We start from the raw sequence: 17,995 nt of genomic DNA, 5'->3' as shown, positions 1-17,995 counted from the left end.
CGGCGGCGCCGATGGAGGCGCTGTGGCTGACCGATGCCGAGCGCGCCGAGAGCGAGCCCGCGCTCGTCATCGACGTGCAGGGCTTCGAAGGCCCGCTCGACCTGCTGCTCCATCTGGCCCGCAGTCAGCGCGTCGACATGGCGCGCATCTCCGTGCTGGCGCTGGCGGAGCAATATCTCAAATTCATCGATGAAGCGCGGGAACTGCGGCTGGAACTGGCCGCCGATTATCTTGTGATGGCGGCATGGCTGGCCTATTTGAAGTCGAAGCTGCTGATCCCGAAAGCGCCCGGCGACGAGGGCGAGAGCGGCGAGGAAATGGCGGCGGTGCTGCAATTCCGCCTGAAGCGCCTCGAGGCCATGCGCGACGCGGCGGTAAAGCTCGTCAACCGCAACCGGCTCGGGCGCGACGTCTTCGCGCGCGGCATGCCGGAAATGGTGGTGGTGGAAAAGAAGCACCAATTCTCCGCCACGCTCTACGATCTGCTGACGGCCTATGCCACGCAGCGCCAGCGGCAGGCGGTGAGCCGCGTCGAGATCGCGCAGCGCAGTGTCTGGTCGCTCAAGGAGGCGCGCACCATCCTGACGCGGATGATGGGTGAGATCAGCGATTGGACGGCACTCGACCAGTTTCTTATCGCCTTCATTCCAAATCCGCGCGACCGGGCGACGGCGCTTGCCAGTTCCTTTGCGGCAAGCCTGGAACTGGTGCGCGAAGGCAAGATCGAAATCCGTCAGGAATCGCCGTTCAAACCGCTTTACATGCGCAAGAAGCCGGGCTCTTCTTTCGAAGACGAGGAGGCGGGCGATGTCTGAAAAGGGCAGGGCGCAAATCATGACATTGCCGGGTCTGGAAACGGACGCGGCTGACGACACGATGGCGCAACTGGCGCTGCGCGAAGCCGTGCGCATGGTCGAGGCGCTAATCTTCGCTTCCACCGATCCGGTGACCGAGCGGGCGCTAATCGAGCGGTTGCCGTCGAACATCGATCTCACCAAGGTGCTGAAGGCATTGCAGGCCGATTATGTGAGGCGCGGCGTCAATCTGGTGCGGGTGGGTGATGCCTGGGCCTTCCGCACCGCGCCTGATCTCGCCTTTCTCATGAACCGCGAGGCGGTGCAGCAGAGGAAGCTGTCGCGCGCCGCCCTGGAGGTGCTCGCCATCATCGCCTATCACCAGCCGGTGACGCGGGCGGAGCTGGAAGATATCAGGGGCGTCGAGACCTCGAAGGGCACGCTGGATGTGCTGATGGAGACAGGCTGGGTCAAGATGCGCGGCCGCCGCCGCGTGCCGGGCCGCCCCGTCACCTATGGCACGACGGAAAGCTTCCTCGACCATTTCGGCCTGCCTGACATCCGTGACCTGCCGGGCATGGAGGAACTGCGCGGGGCAGGGCTGCTGTCGGCCCGCATGCCGCCGCAATTTTCGATCCCCATACCATCGGTCGACCCGGACGAACTCACCGACGACGAGGAGCCGCTCAACGATATCGATCTGGAGGAGCTGGGGCTGTTGCCGCCGAAGGGGGAGGGGTAGGGGGCATGTTTTGATGGAACCGCTTGGATGCCCTTTGGCACCGTTGCGGTAGCGGAGCCGGAGAGGCATGGATTCCTGTGACAAGCACAGGAATGACGGCTGCTTTGTTGTTGGTCGCCAATTTCCAGCCGTTCCGCTTGGCAAGAACGGTTTTCAGTTGCGCAGGATATCTCCACCCCGTCATTCCTGTGCTCGTCACAGGAATCCATGCCTCAACAACGATGTTGTTTTAAACGGCGCAGAATGCGGGACCGTTTATTATTCCGTCGAACCATTATCATGCACGCGTGCCTGCAGGCGACTTGGGCAATGAATGCTGACAAGCGTCGGTGTCATAAATCAGTGTCACAAATCAATGTAACACGCGGCAAATTCGCCATTGTGATGATCTCACGGTATGGTTCTGTTTGAATCATGCTGATAAAACGCTTACATCAATCACGGATCGTGATCCGGGGTAACCAAGAGGAAAGTTATGGGCAGTTTTTCAATCTGGCACTGGCTGATCGTGCTTGCCGTCGTGCTTCTGCTGTTCGGCCGTGGCAAGATACCTGAGCTGATGGGTGACGTGGCCAAGGGCATCAAGAATTTCAAGCAGGGCATGGCTGACAATGACGAGGCCGACACGGCCGATGCGGCCCGGACCATCGACAACAATCCCGACCAGCCGGTTTCTTCCGTAAACGCGAAGAAGACCTCGAAATCCTGAGGGTGTTCAACCGCATGATCGTGTCCAAAAAGCCTTCGACTTTTTGGGATCATGCTTTCATTCCCGGGCGGCTTTTTTGCCCGCGCGGGCAGGGACGGTATCATGCTTGACGTCGGTTGGTCCGAAATCCTGGTGATCATGATCGTCATCATCGTGGTCGTCGGGCCGAAGGACTTGCCCAAGATGCTGCGGGCCTTCGGCAAGGCGACGGCGCGGATGCGCAGCACCGCGGACGAGTTTCGCCGACAGTTCGATGAAGCGCTGCGAGAGGCTGAACTGGAGGACGTGAAGAACGTCGTCGAGGACGCACGCCGTCTCGATCCGCGCACCGACATCAAGAAGATGTTCGACCCGATCCGCTCCGCCGGGGAAGATCTGCGCCAAAGCCTGCATGGCCCGGTTGCCGGGGCGACGCCGGCAGAGGATGTCGTCACGCTGGTTCCCCCGCCACCGCCCGAGCCGGTTCCCTCCGCGCCTCCGCCCGCCACCCTTGCGACGACGCCCGTCGCCACTGTGCCCGCCGTACCCGTGAGTACCGCAACCGTACCGGCCAGTACGCCCGTCGCCGCGACGGAGCTGGCTGCGGTCAAGAAGCCCGCGCGGGCGGCGAAGAAGACGGCGGCTCCCAAGGCCGCGACCGCTTCTTCCAAAGAGGCCGGTGAGCCTGCCGCCAAGCCTGCCAGACGCACGGCCAGAACGCCAAAGGCCAAAGCAGACGAGACAAAAGCGTGACCCGCGAAGACGACGAAATCGAGCAAAGCGCCGCGCCGCTGCTGGAGCACCTGATCGAATTGCGCCGCCGGTTGATCTGGGCGATCGTGGCGTTCTTTCTGGCTTTCATCCTGTGCTTCTCCTTGGCGAAGCATCTGTTCAATCTGCTCGTGCTGCCCTATCAATGGGCGATCGCCTGGGCTGGCATGGACGCCTCTAAGGCAGAACTCATCTATACCGCGCCGCAGGAATTCTTCTTCACGCAGGTGAAGGTGGCGATGTTCGGCGGGGTCGTGCTCGCCTTTCCGGTCATCGCCTCGCAAATCTATAAATTCGTCGCGCCCGGCCTTTACCGCCATGAGCGCGCGGCTTTTCTGCCGTTCCTCATCGCATCGCCCATCCTGTTCCTCATGGGCGGCGCGCTCGTCTATTTCTTCTTCACGCCGATGGTGATGTGGTTCTTCCTCGCCATGCAGCAGACGGGCGGGGGCGGCGAGGTGCAGATTTCACTGCTGCCGAAAGTGTCGGAATATCTCAGCCTCATCATGACGCTGATCTTCGCCTTCGGCCTCGTGTTCCAGCTTCCTGTCGTCACCTCGCTGCTGGCGCGGGCCGGCCTCGTCAGTTCACAGGCGCTGAAAGAGAAGCGAAAATATGCCATCGTCATCGCCTTCGTCGTCGCGGCGGTGCTGACGCCGCCTGACCCCGCGAGCCAGATCGGCCTTGCCTTGCCGACCATCCTTCTCTACGAGATTTCCATCTGGATGGCGCGATTGATCGAGCGGAAGCGCGAAGCCGAAGCCGGGAAGCAGGACTCGGATAATCTTCCTTCCGTAAACGATTGATTTTGCGTTTCTCATGAATCGTCGCTCTCCTCGCGAGAGCGTAAACCTAATTATTTGAAGGCAATCGCTCCCCTTGCGGGAACGTGGTGGAACCATGCTCGATATCAAATGGATACGCGAAAACCCTGAGGCACTGGACGAGGCGCTTGCCAAGCGCGGCGCCGCGCCGCTCTCTGCCGATCTGATCGCGCTCGACGAAAAGCGGCGCCAGCATGTCGGCAAGGTGCAGGAGGCGCAGGAGCGCCGCAATTCCGCATCCAAGGAAATCGGCAAGGCGATGGCGCAGAAGGATAGCGCCACCGCGGAGAAGCTGAAGGCCGAGGTCGCGGAGCTGAAAGGCTGGCTGCAGCTCGCCGAGGAGGAGGAGCGCCGCCTCGATAAGGAGCTTGCCGACGCGCTCGCCGTCATCCCTAACGTGCCGCTCGAGGACGTGCCCGCCGGTAAGGACGAGGCGGACAATGTCGAAATCCGCCGCGCCGGCAATATCCGCAACTTCGCCTTCGAGCCGAAGGAGCATTTCGAGATCGGCGAGGCGCTGGGCTATATGGATTTCGAGCGGGCCGCCAAGCTCTCGGGCAGCCGCTTCACGGTGCTGAAAAGCCAGCTTGCACGGCTGGAGCGCGCGCTCGGTCAGTTCATGCTCGACCTGCATACGCGCGAGCATGGCTATACGGAAGTGATGCCGCCGCTGCTCGTCAACGACGCCACTATGTATGGCACCGGGCAATTGCCGAAATTTTCCGAGGACTTGTTCCGCACCACCGATGGGCGTTGGATGATCCCCACCGCCGAGGTGCCGCTGACCAATCTGGTGCGCGAGGAGATCCTCGATGTGAAGGATCTGCCGATGCGCATGACCGCGCTGACGCCCTGTTTCCGCTCGGAGGCGGGATCGGCGGGGCGCGATACGCGCGGCATGCTGCGCCAGCACCAGTTCTGGAAGGTGGAGATGGTGTCGGTCACCGATGCCGAAAGCTCGCTGGCCGAGCTTGAGCGGATGACGGCTTGCGCCGAGGAGGTGTTGAAGCGCCTTGGGCTGCCGTTCCGCACCATCGTGCTTTGCACCGGCGATATGGGTTTCGGGGCGCGCAAGACTTATGACATCGAGGTCTGGCTGCCGGGGCAGAAGGCCTATCGCGAGATTTCGAGCTGCTCGGTCTGCGGCGACTTCCAGGGCCGGCGCATGAATGCGCGCTACCGGCCGGAAGGCGAGAAGAACACCCGTTTCGTCCACACGCTCAACGGTTCGGGCGTGGCGGTTGGGCGGGCGCTGATCGCGGTTCTCGAAAACTATCAGGAGGCCGATGGCAGCGTGACGGTTCCCGAAGCGCTTATCCCCTATATGGGCGGTTTAACGAGGATTATAGCCGCATGATTGTGGCAAAAGCCCTCTCTATCGCTCCCGGATCGTGGCGGAATCGAGGCTAAATGACGGCGAAACTGACGGAACGGGAGGAATTCGCCGCCTTCGTGCTTCGGATGCGCGGGCGCGGGCTCAACGATCCGCGCCTCTTCGCCGCCGTCGAGGCGACGCCCCGGCGCGGCTTCGTCAATCCGGTCTGGGCCGACGTCGCCTACAAGAACCGCACCATTCCGCTCGACTGCGGGGAGTATATCGAAGGGCTCGATGACCAGGCGCGGATGATCTCGGCGCTCGGCGTGGAGGAGGGGCATCGCGTGCTGGAAATCGGCACCGGCTCCGGCTACACCGCCGCGATCATGGGCCGGCTCGGCGGGCGCGTCACCACGCTCGAGCGCTACAAGACGCTGATCGACCAGGCGCGCCAGCGGCTGACGGCGCTCAAGATCGAAAATGTCCTGATAAAACAGGCAGATGGGCGACACGGACCTCCGGGTGGCGGCCCCTTCGACCGCATCATCGTCTGGCCGGCCTTCGACAGCCTGCCGCGCCATTTCGTCGATCTCATTGCCAGCAATGGCGTGATGGTCGCACCCATCGGTCCGGGCGACGGCCAGCAGGTGGTCGCGCGCCTCTCCAAGACCGGCAGCCGCTTCGAGCGCGAAGACCTGATGCTTGTGCGCTACCAGCCCTTCATCGAGGGCGTTGCGTCGGTGCTTTGAGGAAGAGCAAGGGAGTATGGTTAAAGGTTAACATATTGCCCTATTCGCGGGGGCTCCACTCCCTTAGATTTCTAATAAAGATCGTACCGTTTTAACGCCCCGGTAAGATTAACGCGCTTTAATTCACCATGCTTCGAGTATGAGTATGGACGGGTTGAGCATGCGTTTCAGGGTAATGGACCAGACGTCGCAGCGGCTTTTGCGCAATGCCGCGATCGTCTTGATCGCCGGGTTTGGCGCTGGTTGCAGCGCTGACGTGATGCGTTTCACCGACGGTATCTATACGGGATCGACGCCGAACCAGCGTTCGGTGATCAACAAGCCGGCAGCAGCGCAGCCTTATCCGCCCGCGGTGGACAGGGGTTACACCGGCTCCATCAATCGCGCCGCCGTGACGCCGGTCACGCGCAGCCCGGGGGTTGAGCGCGCGAGCCTGCCGCCCGTGTCGCAGGCTCCGGTCGCCGCTGCTCCCGCCACGCCGCCCCGTCAACCCGCGCCCGTCGCAGCGAGCGCGCCGCGCACCGTCCAGCCTGCGCCCGTCCAGCAGATGGCTTCGGCCAATCCAGCCCCGGTCAGGAGCGAAGCGGGCGAAGTCATCGTCCAGCCCGGCGAATCGCTGTTCGGCATTGCCAACCGCGTCGGCGTGTCGCCCAATGCGCTGATGCAGGCGAATGGCATAACGGACGCCAACAGGATCCAGGCTGGTCAGCGGCTGAAGCTGCCGGGCGGGCAGGGCGCACCTAGCCGTGGCGTCATCGCTGCCGACGGCACGAGAACGTCAGGCAATGGCGGCGCGCCGGTGAAGGAAACGGCGCAATTGCCGCAGAATCCGCGCGCTCCGGCGCCGCGTCCCGGCAATAGCGACGTGGCAATCCTGCCGCAAACGCCTGCCATCAAGGAAAAGCAGCCGGGCGTCGTTGCGCAAGCTTCGACCGCGCCCGCCACCACCACGCCCCCGGCAAAGGCGGGCAGTTACACGGTGCAGAGCGGCGATTCCCTCTATGGGATATCGCAGAAGACGGGCGCGTCCGTCGAGGCGATCAAGAAGGCGAACGGCCTTGCCAATGGCGCGATCCGTGTCGGCCAGTCGCTGGTCATCCCCGGCGCCGCGCCTGCTGGTGCAACGCAGGTGGCTGCCGCGCAGCCGCCCAAGCTCGATCAGGTGAAGACCGGATCGACGCCCCCTCCTGCTGCGCCGCAGGCCCAGCCGCAGCCCGCGCCGTCGAGCGTCAAGCCCTATACGCCGCCGCAGACCAGCAATAAGGTCATCGAGGATGCAGAAACCGACGTGGCCTCGGCGCCATCCGCGACCGGCATCTCGCAGATGCGCTGGCCGGTGCGCGGCCGCGTGCTCTCCAGCTTCGGCCAGCGCGAAGGCGGCTCGGTCAATGACGGCATCGACATCATGGTGCCGGAGGGCACGCCGGTGAAGGCGGCCGAAAACGGCGTTGTCATCTATGCCGGCGACGGTCTCAAGGAATTCGGCAACACCGTGCTGGTGCGCCATGAGAACGGCCTCGTCACCGTCTACGGTCATAACAGTCAGATCACGGTCCAGCGCGGCCAGAAAGTGCGCCGCGGAGAAGAGATCGCCCGCTCCGGCATGAGCGGCAACGCCAAATCGCCGAAGCTGCATTTCGAAGTGCGCAAGAACTCCGCGCCGGTTAATCCGGCGAAATATCTCGAATCGTAATGGGAGCGGAGCTGGTTTAGGCGACTTCCTGCCGTCATTCTCGGGCTTGTCCCGAGAATCTACCATAAGAAAAAGGATAAGCGACCACCGTACCGACAGGCTACCTCTCGGTAGATTCTCGGGACAAGCCCGAGAATGACGGTCGGAGGGACTAATCCATCGAATCGCCGCTGCCGGCCGCGGCGTCGGCACTGGCGCTGTTGGCGAGCACTTCGACTTCCTCGTCCTGGCCTGACGTCACCTTGAAATCGCGCTGGTAGATGCGGTCCTTGTTCTTGGCGATGGCGATATATTCGCCTTCCGCCAGCACCATGGAGGCATAGGCGCCGACGCTTTCGCGCACCGGGTCGCCCGATGTGTTGACGATCGACCAGGATGTGTCCGCCATGGCCTCGCCGCCGCGCTCGCGCACCAGCTTCAGCGTGACCTGCGCGGCGCGATGTTCGACCGTCGCCTCGGTCAGCTTGCCTGCCTCGACGCGAATATCGGCGCGGATGATGGCGTTGGCGGTGCCGTAATTCGAGACAACATGATAGGTGCCGGTGTTGAGCCGCACGACGCTGTTCGGCTTCACATTGGGAAGGATCAGCGAGCGGTCGTTCGCATTGTCCTCGTCGCCTTCATAGATCGAGAAGCGCAGAAGCTTTTCCGGGATATGGCCGCCATCTGGCAGCACGGCGTTGAGCTTGAGGCCTCCGGCATCGAGTATCATGCTTTCACGCCTTATGCCCTTGTGCATGGTGATGCGCTTGGTGGCGCCCGCGCGGCCATAGGCGACATGCACGAGATAGCTGCCCTCCGGCAGATGGAACGAAGCGGTGCCGCCCTTCGCCGTGGCGACCAGCGGTAGCTTGTCGTCGTCGCCGGGGTCGGGCGAGAAGACGCGCCAGACGAGGCCGCGCTGGATATCCGGATCGCCATCCCTCAGCTTCGCTTCCAGGATCAGCTCGGCGGTGTTGGCGAGCGGCCGGTTTTCCGGCGCCTGCGGGTTGGCATATTCGCTGATGCCGGGCAGTTTCAGGTTTGGCGCAGCCTGCTTCTCCTGCGCCATGCCTGGTGAGGCGAAGGCGAGCACGAGGGTCCCCGTGACATGCGGAAGACGCTGCAAGAGAAATGACAGACGGAGAAATCCCATAGCCCAAGTTTTGGGCCCAAACGGATGGCAATTTCAAGGCTGAAATTCCCTGTCTTACGCTTTATAAGACCGGGGCTCGCCCGTCCCCAACAAGGATCAGCATCTTGACCTCTCCCATTCTCGATTTTCTCCTGCAGCGCAGTTCCACCCCCATTTCGGCCATAGGCGAGCCGGGCCCCAGCGACACCGACATCGAGACGATGATTCGCGCCGCGATCCGTGTGCCGGATCACGGGCGGCTGACGCCCTGGCGCTTCGTCCTTTATCGCGGCGCGGCACGCGAAGAGGTGGGGCGCTATCTGGCAAGTCTCGCAGAAGAGCGGGAAGGGCCACTGCCGGAAGCCCGGCGCGAACAGGAGCTGAAGCGCTTCGCCCGCGCGCCGCTGGTCATCGGCGTCATCTCCTCGCCGGTCGCCCATGAGCGCATCCCCGAATGGGAGCAATTCCTTTCGGCGGGAGCGGCGGCGATGAACCTTTGCATTGCCGCCAATGCGCTCGGCTATGCCACGAACTGGATCACCAACTGGTACTCTTCGGATGAGAAGGGACGGCAGCTCCTCGGCCTTGCGCCGCATGAGCGGGTGGCGGGCTTCGTCCATATCGGCACCTGCGACATGAAGGTGCCGGAGCGTCCGCGCGCCGAATTCGCCGACGTCGTTTCCGACTATGCGGGGCCGTGGCGGGAAGGGAACTGACATGTTCTACGAACCGCGCAATGGGCACGGCCTGCCGCACGATCCCTTCAAGGCCATCGTCGCGCCGCGGCCCATCGGCTGGATATCGACGCGCTCGAAGGCAGGGGCGGTCAATCTCGCGCCCTATTCCTTTTTCAATGCGATTTGCGACAAGCCGCCGCTCGTGCTCTTCTCATCGAGCGGGCGCAAGGACAGTCTCACCTTCATCGAGGAGACCGGCGAATTCGCCGTCAATCTCGTCACCGAGGACCTCCTCGAAAAGATGAACGCAAGTTCCGTCAACGCGCCGCGCGGGGTGAGCGAGTTCGACTATGCGGGTTTGACGCCGGTTCCGTGCAATCTTATCGGCGCGTTGCGCGTGGGCGAGGCCCATGCCGCGCTCGAATGCGTGGCGACCGACATCAGGGAAGCGATCGACAGGCACGGCAAACGGTGCGGCAACTGGCTGGTGACGGGCGAGGTGGTCGGCGTGCATCTCGATGAGGCGATTCTGACCGATGGCATGATCGATATGCGCAAGGCAAAGTCCGTCAGCCGCCTGGGGTATATGGATTTTGCAACCACCAGCGAAGTGTACCAGATGCTGCGGCCGCGGTGGGAAGGAGGCTCATGATTAGAGTCTGTCAGGGATAATCGGAAGCGGTTTTGCCTCTGCCGTCATCCTCGGGCTTGTCCCTGATATCTGCGACGGTACGGTTTTCAGGACGGTCATCGCTATTCTCGCTCTTATTGCAGATCCTCGGGACAAGCCCGAGGATGACGGAAGAGGCTTGTTCTGCCTCGCGATTCATCCTGTATCTGACAGACTCTATATGGAATCGCGAGGCGCCCCCCTCTGTCCTGCCGGACATCTCCCCCGCAAGGGGGGAGATTGGCTAGCACGACGATCATCGCCCATCTTGCATCGTTTACGATTGGCGGAAGCGGAAATGACAGCGTAATCTCCCCCCCTTGCGGGGGAGATGTCCGGCAGGACAGAGGGGGGCGACGTAGGGCGCCAGCGTTTCCACTTCAGCAAAAAACTATCCCCCAAACGCCGCATTGATAACCGGCACCTGCGCCGGGTCAATCGCGAGCTTGGCAGTGAAGCCGTCGCGCGCGGCGGCGGCGCATTCTTTCCCCAGCCCGGCTTCGTCTCGCAGATTGGCATAGGGCGTGTCGATGGCGGTCACGCCGGCGGCTTTGGCGCCAAGAAGCGTAAGCGTGCGCGCGAGGCGGAGGGGCTCGATATAGACGCCGTCTTCATCGCGTGCCGTCCGTGCCCCGATTGCGCCTGCAAGGCTCATGGCATCCCAGCCAAGGCCAGTCAGTCGCGGCGTCGAATCGCGGTAGTCCGTCGACAGCGTCCCAGCGGCATTGGCGGCGGCGATGGTGATGATTTGCGTGGAGCCTTCATCCAGGCCCGCTTCAGCCTCATATACATTGAGCCGGGCCGAAAGCCTGACGATATCGGCAGGGCCGTTCGATTGCGGCAAAAAGACCCCGTGCGGCTTCATCGGTAGGAGGAGGGCAGCGAGATCGTCGGCATCGGCCATGCCGAGGCGCACATAAAGCGGGGCGGCGTCTTTCACTGCATCTTGCAGCAAGCCGGCCATTTCTGCCCTCGCCGTTGCCGGATCGAGAATGAGCGCGTCGGCGCCGCTCAGAAGCGCTTTCTCCAGGGCGGTTTCCGAATCGCCTGAAACAAGCAGCAGCGAGCGCATCAGGCCGCGCTCGCCCGCGTCAGCATCATGGCCTGCCGCCGGCAGCGGGTGACCAGCACATCATGCTGGTTGAAGCCGCGATGCTCGAACTCGATGATCCCGCGCTCGTCTTTCGACCGCGAAGGCCGTACGGCGATAACCTCCGTCTCCACACGTATCGTATCGCCATGAAAGACCGGGGCAGGGAAGGCGACCTCGCTCATGCCGAGATTGGCAAGCGCCGTGCCGAATGTGGTATCATACACCGAAATGCCTATCACGAGCCCCAGCGTCAGCATGGGGTTGACGGTGGGCCGGCCATACTCGCTCTTTCCGGCAAAGTGGTGATCTATATACAGGGGCTGCGGGTTCAGCGTCATCGTGGAGAACAGCATATTGTCTCCCTCGGTGATGGTCTTGCGCATGGCATGACGGAACACTTGGCCCAACTCGAATTGCTCAAGATATAATCCCGGCATTGAAGCTTCTCCTGGAACTGATCGGGTTGATGGCGGCCCGCACACGACGGCTGGGGCGCATGAGCGTCCCCATCTGCGAACCCGCCTCGCCCAATCTGAAGCCCCCACGCAAACCGGCGATGACGGGACTCATGCCCCGCTTTTGAAGATTAGAAAAAGCTTATAATCAGTTGTGCCAACGGGCAAGCCCGACAACCGACAAAGCTTGCCGGTGGGGAACATTTCACAGTCGCGGTCGTTCCGCCAGTTTCCTGTTTCTTCGCCGCTTCAGTAACGCCCCAAATTAACCTTTCGGAAACCATACGTCCAGAAGAGCGGGGAAAACTTTCTTGACATTGGAACATGAATAGAACAAAAAGAGAAATATAAGCGAACAAGAGGAGCGCAGCCATGAGCGATCTCATCCATGACGTTTTGTCCTTCGTTTCCATCAGCCTGTTTATCGCCACATTCGCCATCTGGGTCAGCGCCCTCTGAGGAGGCTGTTGAAGCCACGCGTCTTTGTCTGGACAGGTTGCCCGCATGGTCCTTAAGACTAAAGAGTGAGGCGGCTTGGAGTCGCCTGCCTTAAGCATAGGGAATGGACACGTGGCGGACGGTTCACAGGGAAATATCGGGCAGGTGGGGACGGGCAGGGCAGGGCCACGCTTCATCCATCTCAGGGTCCATTCCGCCTATTCGCTGCTCGAAGGCGCGCTGCAGATCGGGAAGATCGTCTCTCATGCCGTGGGGGATGGCGCGCCGGCGATTGCGATCACCGACACCAACAATCTGTTCGGGGCGCTGGAATTCTCGCAGAAAGCTGTCAAGGACGGTGTGCAGCCGATTGTCGGCTGCCAGCTCGATATCGGCTTCGGCGATAGCGGCGACGACAACCGCCATGCCGCGCGGCGCGAGGCGCTGGGGCTGGCGCCCATCGTGCTCATCGCCGCGACGGAGGCGGGCTATGCCAATCTGGTGCGTCTCGTCAGCCGCGCCTATCTCGACACATCGCCCGGCGATCCCGTTCATATCGAGGCGGGATGGCTTGAAGGCCGCGCGGATGGAATCATTGCGTTGACCGGCGGGGCGCTGGGCCCGCTCGGACGCGCGCTTGCGGCGGGACAGCCGGACCGGGCGCTTGCCCGGCTCAAATCCCTGCAGGGCTTCTTCGGCGACCGGCTCTATGTGGAATTGCAGCGCCCGGCGGGCTATGACCGGGCGCAAGAAGCGCGGATGGTTGAACTCGCTTATGCGCATGGCCTGCCGCTGGTGGCGACCAATGAGGCGTTTTTTCTCAAGAGTGCGGATTTCGAAGCCCATGACGCGCTGCTCGCCATCGCCGAGGGGCAGGTGCTCTCCTCCGACGAGCGCCGCCGCCTGACGCCGGATCATTATCTGAAGAGCCAGGCCGAGATGGTGGCGCTCTTCGCCGATCTGCCGGAGGCGCTTGACAATACGATCGAGATCGCGCGGCGCTGCTGCTATTATCCTGAAACGCGCAAGCCCATTCTGCCGCGTTTCACCGGCGAGGCCGACGATCCGGAGGCGGCGGTCAAGGCGGAAGCCGACGAGATGGCGCGGCAGGCGCGCGAGGGCCTGGCGATGCGGCTTGAGACGCAGGGCCTGGCGGAGGGCTATACGCGCGAGCAATATGCTGAACGGCTCGAATATGAGATCGGCATCATTACGCGCATGAAGTTTCCGGGCTACTTCCTTATCGTGTCGGACTTCATCAAATGGGCGAAAGCGCAGGGGATTCCGGTCGGGCCGGGACGCGGCTCGGGCGCGGGCTCGCTCGTCGCCTATGCGCTGACCATCACCGATGTGGACCCCTTGCGATTCTCGCTGCTGTTCGAGCGCTTCCTCAACCCTGATCGCGTGTCGATGCCGGACTTCGATATCGACTTCTGCCAGGACCGGCGCGGTGAGGTCATCTCCTACGTCCAGCGCAAATATGGCCGCGACCAGGTGGGGCAGATCATCACCTTCGGTACGTTGCAGGCCCGCGCCGTGCTGCGCGACGTCGGCCGCGTGCTCGAAATGCCCTATGGCCAGGTGGACCGGCTCTGCAAGCTCGTGCCGCAGAACCCGGCCAATCCGGTCACGCTTGGGCAGGCGATCGAAGGCGAGCCGAAGCTCGTCGAGGAGCGCGAGAAGGAGCCGGTGGTGGCCCGCCTGCTCGATATCGGGCTGAAGCTCGAGGGGCTTTACCGCCACGCCTCGACCCATGCGGCGGGTATCGTCATCGGCGACCGGCCCTTGTCGGAACTGGTGCCGATGTATCGCGATCCGCGCTCGGACATGCCTGTCACCCAGTTCAACATGAAATGGGTGGAGCAGGCGGGTCTGGTCAAGTTCGACTTCCTCGGCCTCAAGACGCTTACGGTGCTTCAGACGGCGGTGAAGCTCATCGCCCGTAAGGGCATCGAGATCGATCTTTCCAACCTGCCGCTCGACGACAAGCCCACCTATGAGATGCTGTCACGCGGCGAGACGGTCGGCGTGTTCCAGGTGGAAAGCGCCGGCATGCGCAAGGCGCTGATCGGCATGAAGCCCGATCGTATCGAGGATATCATCGCGCTCGTGGCGCTCTATCGGCCGGGCCCGATGGAGAACATTCCGACTTACAATGCGCGCAAGCATGGCGAGGAGGAAATCGCCTCGATCCATCCCAAGATCGATCATCTGGTTAAGGAGACGCAGGGCGTCATCGTCTACCAGGAGCAGGTGATGCAGATCGCGCAGGAGCTTTCCGGCTATTCGCTCGGCGAAGCGGACCTGCTTCGCCGCGCCATGGGCAAGAAGATCCGCGAGGAGATGGACAAGCAGCGCATCCGCTTCGTTGACGGCGCGGTGGAACGCGGGGTCGGCAAGGCGCAGGCCAACACGATCTTCGACTTGCTTGCGAAATTCGCGGATTACGGCTTCAACAAATCGCACGCGGCGGCCTATGCCATCGTGTCCTACCAGACGGCTTATCTGAAGGCGCATTTCCCGGTCGAGTTCATCGCGGCGTCGATGACCTACGATATGTCCAACACGGACAAGCTCAACGATTTCCGCCGCGAGGCGAACCGGCTGGGGATCGAGGTGGTGCAGCCTTCGGTGATGACCTCGTTCCGCCCGTTCGAAGTGGGCGAGAACAGGATTTTTTATTCGCTCGCCGCCATCAAGGGGGTGGGGGAAGCAGCCGTCGACCATATCGTCGAGAAGCGGCGCGAGAAGCCTTATGAAAGCCTCGAGGATTTCTGCGAGCGCATCGATCCGCGCGTCGTCAACCGCCGTGTTCTGGAAAGCCTGATCAATGCCGGTGCGCTCGACTGCTTCAAGCGCGACCGCGAGGCCATGATCGCCGGCCTCGACCGCATCATGGGCCATGCGCAGCGCACGCAGGAGAATGCCGTCAGCGGCCAGGCGGATATTTTCGGGCTCGGCGGCGGCCCGAAGGAGAAATTGCAGCTTCCGGCCGTCGCGCCATGGCTTCCCTCCGAGAAGCTCCATCGCGAATTCCAGGCGGTGGGTTTCTACCTTTCGGCTCATCCGCTCGACGAATATCGGTCGGTGCTGGAGAAGATGCGCGTGCAGAGCTGGGCTGATTTCTCCATCGCGGTGAAGCGCGGGGCGAGCGCCGGACGTCTCGCCGGTACGGTGACGGCCAAACAGGAGCGCAAGACCCGCACCGGCAACAAGATGGGCATCGTGCAGCTTTCGGATGCGACCGGCCAGTTCGAGGCGGTGCTCTTTTCCGAAGGCCTCGCGCAATATCGCGACCTCCTGGAATCCGGCAAGTCGGTGGTAATCACGGTTGCGGCGGAAGACCGGCCCGAGGGCATCTCCTTACGCATCCAGACCGTGCAATCGCTCGAGGACGAAGCAAGCCGCATCCAGAAGGCTTTGCGGCTATACTTACGTTCCAGCGAAGCGCTGCCGCATATCAAGCCGCATCTGTCGACGCGCGGTGACGGCCAGGTGAGCCTCATCGTCATCAAGGAGAACGGCCTGCGCGAGGTGGAAATCGAACTCCCCGACCGCTACCGCGTCACCCCTCAGATCGCCAGCGCCATAAAGGCGGTCCGGGGCGTGGTGGATGTGGAGCTGGTATAGCTCCACCAATCAATGCTCATTGCGCCTGCAATGCGGACAGCAGCCTGTCATAGCTTGGCGCAAGCGCTCTCATATGCGCCGCTGCTTCGCCGTCCGCTCCAATCGTCAGCGGATATTGCAGCGCGCCGATCAATTGCGCCTGTTCGGATGCGATAGTGGCGGCTTCGGTTTTGCCGATCCGGGCCAGGCAGGTCGCGGCATCTGCGAGCCGTCTGGCGCCGACGCGAATGGCGAAATGGATGAGATGGCCGCGCAGGTCCTCGTCTGGGCCGTGCTCGATCCTGCTCGCCAGGGCCATGGCGGCGTCGCCATTACCGAGCGTGCCAGGCGGAATATGGGCGGTGCGTTCCATGGAGAGCCAGCGGATTGCGCCGGGCAGGGACGCGCGGATGACGTCTTCCTCCGCCATCTCCCGGACGCGCCGGAAACCGGTTCGCATCGTGAAAGGCTCGCCATAATCGAGGGTTTCCGCGCGCCATGCGCTGAGAAAGTGATCCATGGGGAGGCAGGCGAAAGGATAACCCTGCGGGTCATGCATCCGCACCCTGTTGCCTTCGATGGCGAGCACGACCACGTAATGGTCCGCTCCGATTGCGCCTTTCATGCCCGGCTGGTGCTTGAGATGCCCCATTTCGACGGGGCCGGCCCAGACGGGTCCATTGGCGAGCGCGAGCCGGAGCCGGTCGAGGGCTTCCTCATCGCTTCCGCCCTTCGTCACCGTCGATTCCCAGCCCAATGCCGCGAGCGCATCATCAAAACCGGCTTCCGGCGTCCAGCCATAGGGATCGAAGAAGGGCAGGGCGCCGCCGACGAGCTGCATTCCGAAAGGGCTGCAGGTGGCGAATTCGATAATCGCCGGGGACGGCGCGTCCTCGCCGAACATCATGGCAAAGGAATTAGCATAGCAATAGGGGCCGGAGCCGATATAGGGGAAATGCTTCATGCGTGCCTCCAAACAGGTCGATAGAGGCAAGACAAGAGCGGCATTTTTCTCAAAATTGTCAACCCGCGCGCTCAGCCTTCCGCGCTTTCCGGCGGCGTTTCCACCCGGCCCTTGCCGAACGTATAGCCCGTTTCCACGGCCTTGTTGCCGAATTTCCCGCGCAGTTTGTCTATGGCGCTTTCGGCGACGGCGCGTTTGGTGGCCTGGCTGTCCACCAGATCGGGCGGGTCGGCGCGGCCGGCGTCGGAGAGGTCGCTGACGCCGATGCCGATCAAGCGGAACCTTGTTCCGTCTAGCTCCTTTTCCAGCAGGTTGAGCCCGGTGCGAAAAATCCGGTCGGCGAGTTGGGTGGGGTCGGCGAGCTGGCGATTGCGGGTTCTGGTCTTGAAATCCTGCGTCTTCAGCTTTAGCACCACGGTGCGCCCGGCGATGCCGCCGGCCTTGAGCCGCCGCGACACCTTTTCCGACAGCGCGCGCAGAATCGGCACGAGATCCTCGGCGGATGACAGGTCGGTGTTGAAGGTGGTTTCCGCCGAGACGCTTTTCATCTCGCTTTCCGGCTCGACGCGCCGCGTGTCCTGACCGCGCGCGAGGCGGTAAAGCCGCTGGCCCATCTGGCCATAGGCCTTCATCAGTGCCGTTTCGTCTATGTCCTGCAATTGGCCGATGGTGCGGATGCCGTCTCCTTGCAGGGTGGCGGCGAAGGCCTTGCCGACGCCCCAGATCAGCGTCACCGGCTTATCGCGCAGGAAGGAAACAGCTTCCTCCTCGCCGATGATGGAGAAGCCGCGCGGCTTTTCGAAATCGGAGGCGACTTTAGCCAGGAATTTGCAATAGGAGAGGCCGACGGAAATGGTGATGCCGATTTCGTCTTCGATGCGCCGGGCAAAACGAGCAAGCACGCGGGCAGGGGGATCGCGGTGCACCTTGTCTGTGCCCTTCAAGTCCAGAAAGGCCTCGTCGATCGAAAGCGGCTCGACCAGCGGCGTCAGCTCCAGCATCAGCCGCCGGATTTCGCGCCCCACCGCGACATATTTCTCCATATTGGGCTTGATCACCACCGCCTGCGGGCAGGCTTCCAACGCCTTGAACATCGGCATGGCCGAGCGGACCCCATGGATGCGGGCGATATAACAGGCGGTCGAGACGACGCCGCGCTTGCCGCCGCCGATGATCAGGGGCTTGTCCCGGAGCTCCGGGTTGTCCCGCTTCTCGACAGCCGCATAAAAGGCGTCGCAATCGATATGGGCGAGCGAAAGCCGGTAAAGCTCCTGATGGCGCACGAGCCTTGGGCTGCCGCACGCCTGGCAGCGCCGGCTCGCCGTGGAGCGTTGCAGCGCCAGGCAATCGCGGCAGAAGCCGGAAAGCGGATCGTTCGGCGCGCTTCCCGTGTGCATGG

At 62.7% G+C, this 17,995-nt stretch carries 16 protein-coding genes; 11 read left to right on the top strand and 5 right to left on the bottom strand.

What is annotated here, in order from left to right:
• The first annotated feature begins 11 nt into the window (after nt 1-11).
• The 8 genes from ACOWVG_RS11625 (at nt 12) to ACOWVG_RS11590 (ending at nt 7,576) form a co-directional block, all read left to right on the top strand.
• Nucleotides 12-815 (top strand): segregation and condensation protein A, encoded by an 804-nt coding sequence (locus ACOWVG_RS11625; RefSeq protein WP_420962424.1) that lies wholly within the window; start codon nt 12-14, stop codon nt 813-815.
• 61 nt (nt 816-876) lie between these two features.
• Nucleotides 877-1,536, top strand: coding sequence for an SMC-Scp complex subunit ScpB (gene scpB, locus ACOWVG_RS11620; protein ID WP_420962423.1), 660 nt, complete (start codon nt 877-879; stop codon nt 1,534-1,536).
• 475 nt (nt 1,537-2,011) lie between these two features.
• On the top strand, nt 2,012-2,245 hold the full coding sequence (locus tag ACOWVG_RS11615) for a twin-arginine translocase TatA/TatE family subunit (RefSeq protein ID WP_420962341.1): 234 nt from the start codon (nt 2,012-2,014) through the stop codon (nt 2,243-2,245).
• A gap of 102 nt (nt 2,246-2,347) precedes the next feature.
• Nucleotides 2,348-2,977: a Sec-independent protein translocase protein TatB gene (gene tatB / locus ACOWVG_RS11610; protein WP_420962340.1), complete on the top strand. Its 630-nt coding sequence runs from the start codon at nt 2,348-2,350 to the stop codon at nt 2,975-2,977.
• On the top strand, nt 2,974-3,801 hold the full coding sequence (gene tatC, locus ACOWVG_RS11605; RefSeq protein WP_420962339.1) for a twin-arginine translocase subunit TatC: 828 nt from the start codon (nt 2,974-2,976) through the stop codon (nt 3,799-3,801). The genes tatB and tatC overlap by 4 nt, the downstream gene beginning before the upstream one ends.
• Before the next feature lie 94 nt (nt 3,802-3,895).
• Nucleotides 3,896-5,176, top strand: coding sequence for a serine--tRNA ligase (serS, locus tag ACOWVG_RS11600; protein ID WP_420962338.1), 1,281 nt, complete (start codon nt 3,896-3,898; stop codon nt 5,174-5,176).
• 53 nt (nt 5,177-5,229) lie between these two features.
• Nucleotides 5,230-5,883 carry a protein-L-isoaspartate(D-aspartate) O-methyltransferase gene (locus tag ACOWVG_RS11595; protein ID WP_420962337.1) on the top strand — a complete coding sequence of 218 codons (654 nt, stop codon included), beginning with the start codon at nt 5,230-5,232 and terminating at the stop codon, nt 5,881-5,883.
• 160 nt (nt 5,884-6,043) lie between these two features.
• A complete protein-coding gene (locus ACOWVG_RS11590) occupies nt 6,044-7,576 on the top strand; it encodes a peptidoglycan DD-metalloendopeptidase family protein (RefSeq protein WP_420962336.1) in 1,533 nt (510 codons plus the stop codon).
• 151 nt (nt 7,577-7,727) lie between these two features.
• Here the strand turns inward: ACOWVG_RS11590 and ACOWVG_RS11585 are convergent, their stop codons facing one another.
• Nucleotides 7,728-8,711 carry a hypothetical protein gene (locus ACOWVG_RS11585; protein WP_420962335.1) on the bottom strand — a complete coding sequence of 328 codons (984 nt, stop codon included), beginning with the start codon at nt 8,709-8,711 and terminating at the stop codon, nt 7,728-7,730.
• Nucleotides 8,712-8,815: 104 nt separating this feature from the next.
• On the opposite strand from ACOWVG_RS11585, the gene ACOWVG_RS11580 reads away from it, so the two are divergent.
• Nucleotides 8,816-9,406 (top strand): nitroreductase family protein, encoded by a 591-nt coding sequence (locus ACOWVG_RS11580; protein ID WP_420962334.1) that lies wholly within the window; start codon nt 8,816-8,818, stop codon nt 9,404-9,406.
• 1 nt (nt 9,407) lies between these two features.
• The gene (locus ACOWVG_RS11575; RefSeq protein WP_420962333.1) at nt 9,408-10,019 is read left to right on the top strand and encodes a flavin reductase family protein; all 612 of its coding nucleotides are present in this window, start codon (nt 9,408-9,410) and stop codon (nt 10,017-10,019) included.
• Nucleotides 10,020-10,428: 409 nt separating this feature from the next.
• On the opposite strand, the gene ACOWVG_RS11570 is transcribed toward ACOWVG_RS11575, so the two are convergent.
• Nucleotides 10,429-11,109, bottom strand: a complete 681-nt coding sequence (locus ACOWVG_RS11570) for an aldolase/citrate lyase family protein (RefSeq protein WP_420962332.1) — start codon at nt 11,107-11,109, stop codon at nt 10,429-10,431.
• Nucleotides 11,109-11,567: a MaoC family dehydratase gene (locus ACOWVG_RS11565; protein ID WP_420962331.1), complete on the bottom strand. Its 459-nt coding sequence runs from the start codon at nt 11,565-11,567 to the stop codon at nt 11,109-11,111. The genes ACOWVG_RS11570 and ACOWVG_RS11565 overlap by 1 nt, the downstream gene beginning before the upstream one ends.
• Before the next feature lie 588 nt (nt 11,568-12,155).
• Between ACOWVG_RS11565 and dnaE the strand changes: the two genes are divergently transcribed.
• Nucleotides 12,156-15,653, top strand: a complete 3,498-nt coding sequence (gene dnaE, locus ACOWVG_RS11560) for a DNA polymerase III subunit alpha (protein ID WP_420962330.1) — start codon at nt 12,156-12,158, stop codon at nt 15,651-15,653.
• A 16-nt stretch (nt 15,654-15,669) separates the two neighbouring features.
• On the opposite strand, the gene ACOWVG_RS11555 is transcribed toward dnaE, so the two are convergent.
• Entirely contained in the window at nt 15,670-16,596 is a 927-nt protein-coding gene (locus tag ACOWVG_RS11555; protein WP_420962329.1) for a hypothetical protein, read from the bottom strand.
• A gap of 71 nt (nt 16,597-16,667) precedes the next feature.
• Complete coding sequence (locus ACOWVG_RS11550; protein ID WP_420962328.1) at nt 16,668-17,993, bottom strand: DNA polymerase IV; 1,326 nt, start codon at nt 17,991-17,993, stop codon at nt 16,668-16,670.
• Between the last annotated feature and the right edge of the window lie 2 nt (nt 17,994-17,995).

This window comes from Brucella sp. IR073 (assembly GCF_049065735.1).
In the GTDB taxonomy this organism is placed as follows: Bacteria; Pseudomonadota; Alphaproteobacteria; order Rhizobiales; family Rhizobiaceae; genus Paramesorhizobium.
Note: the sequence above shows the minus strand (reverse complement) of the source record. Positions and strands in the feature narration are given on the sequence as shown.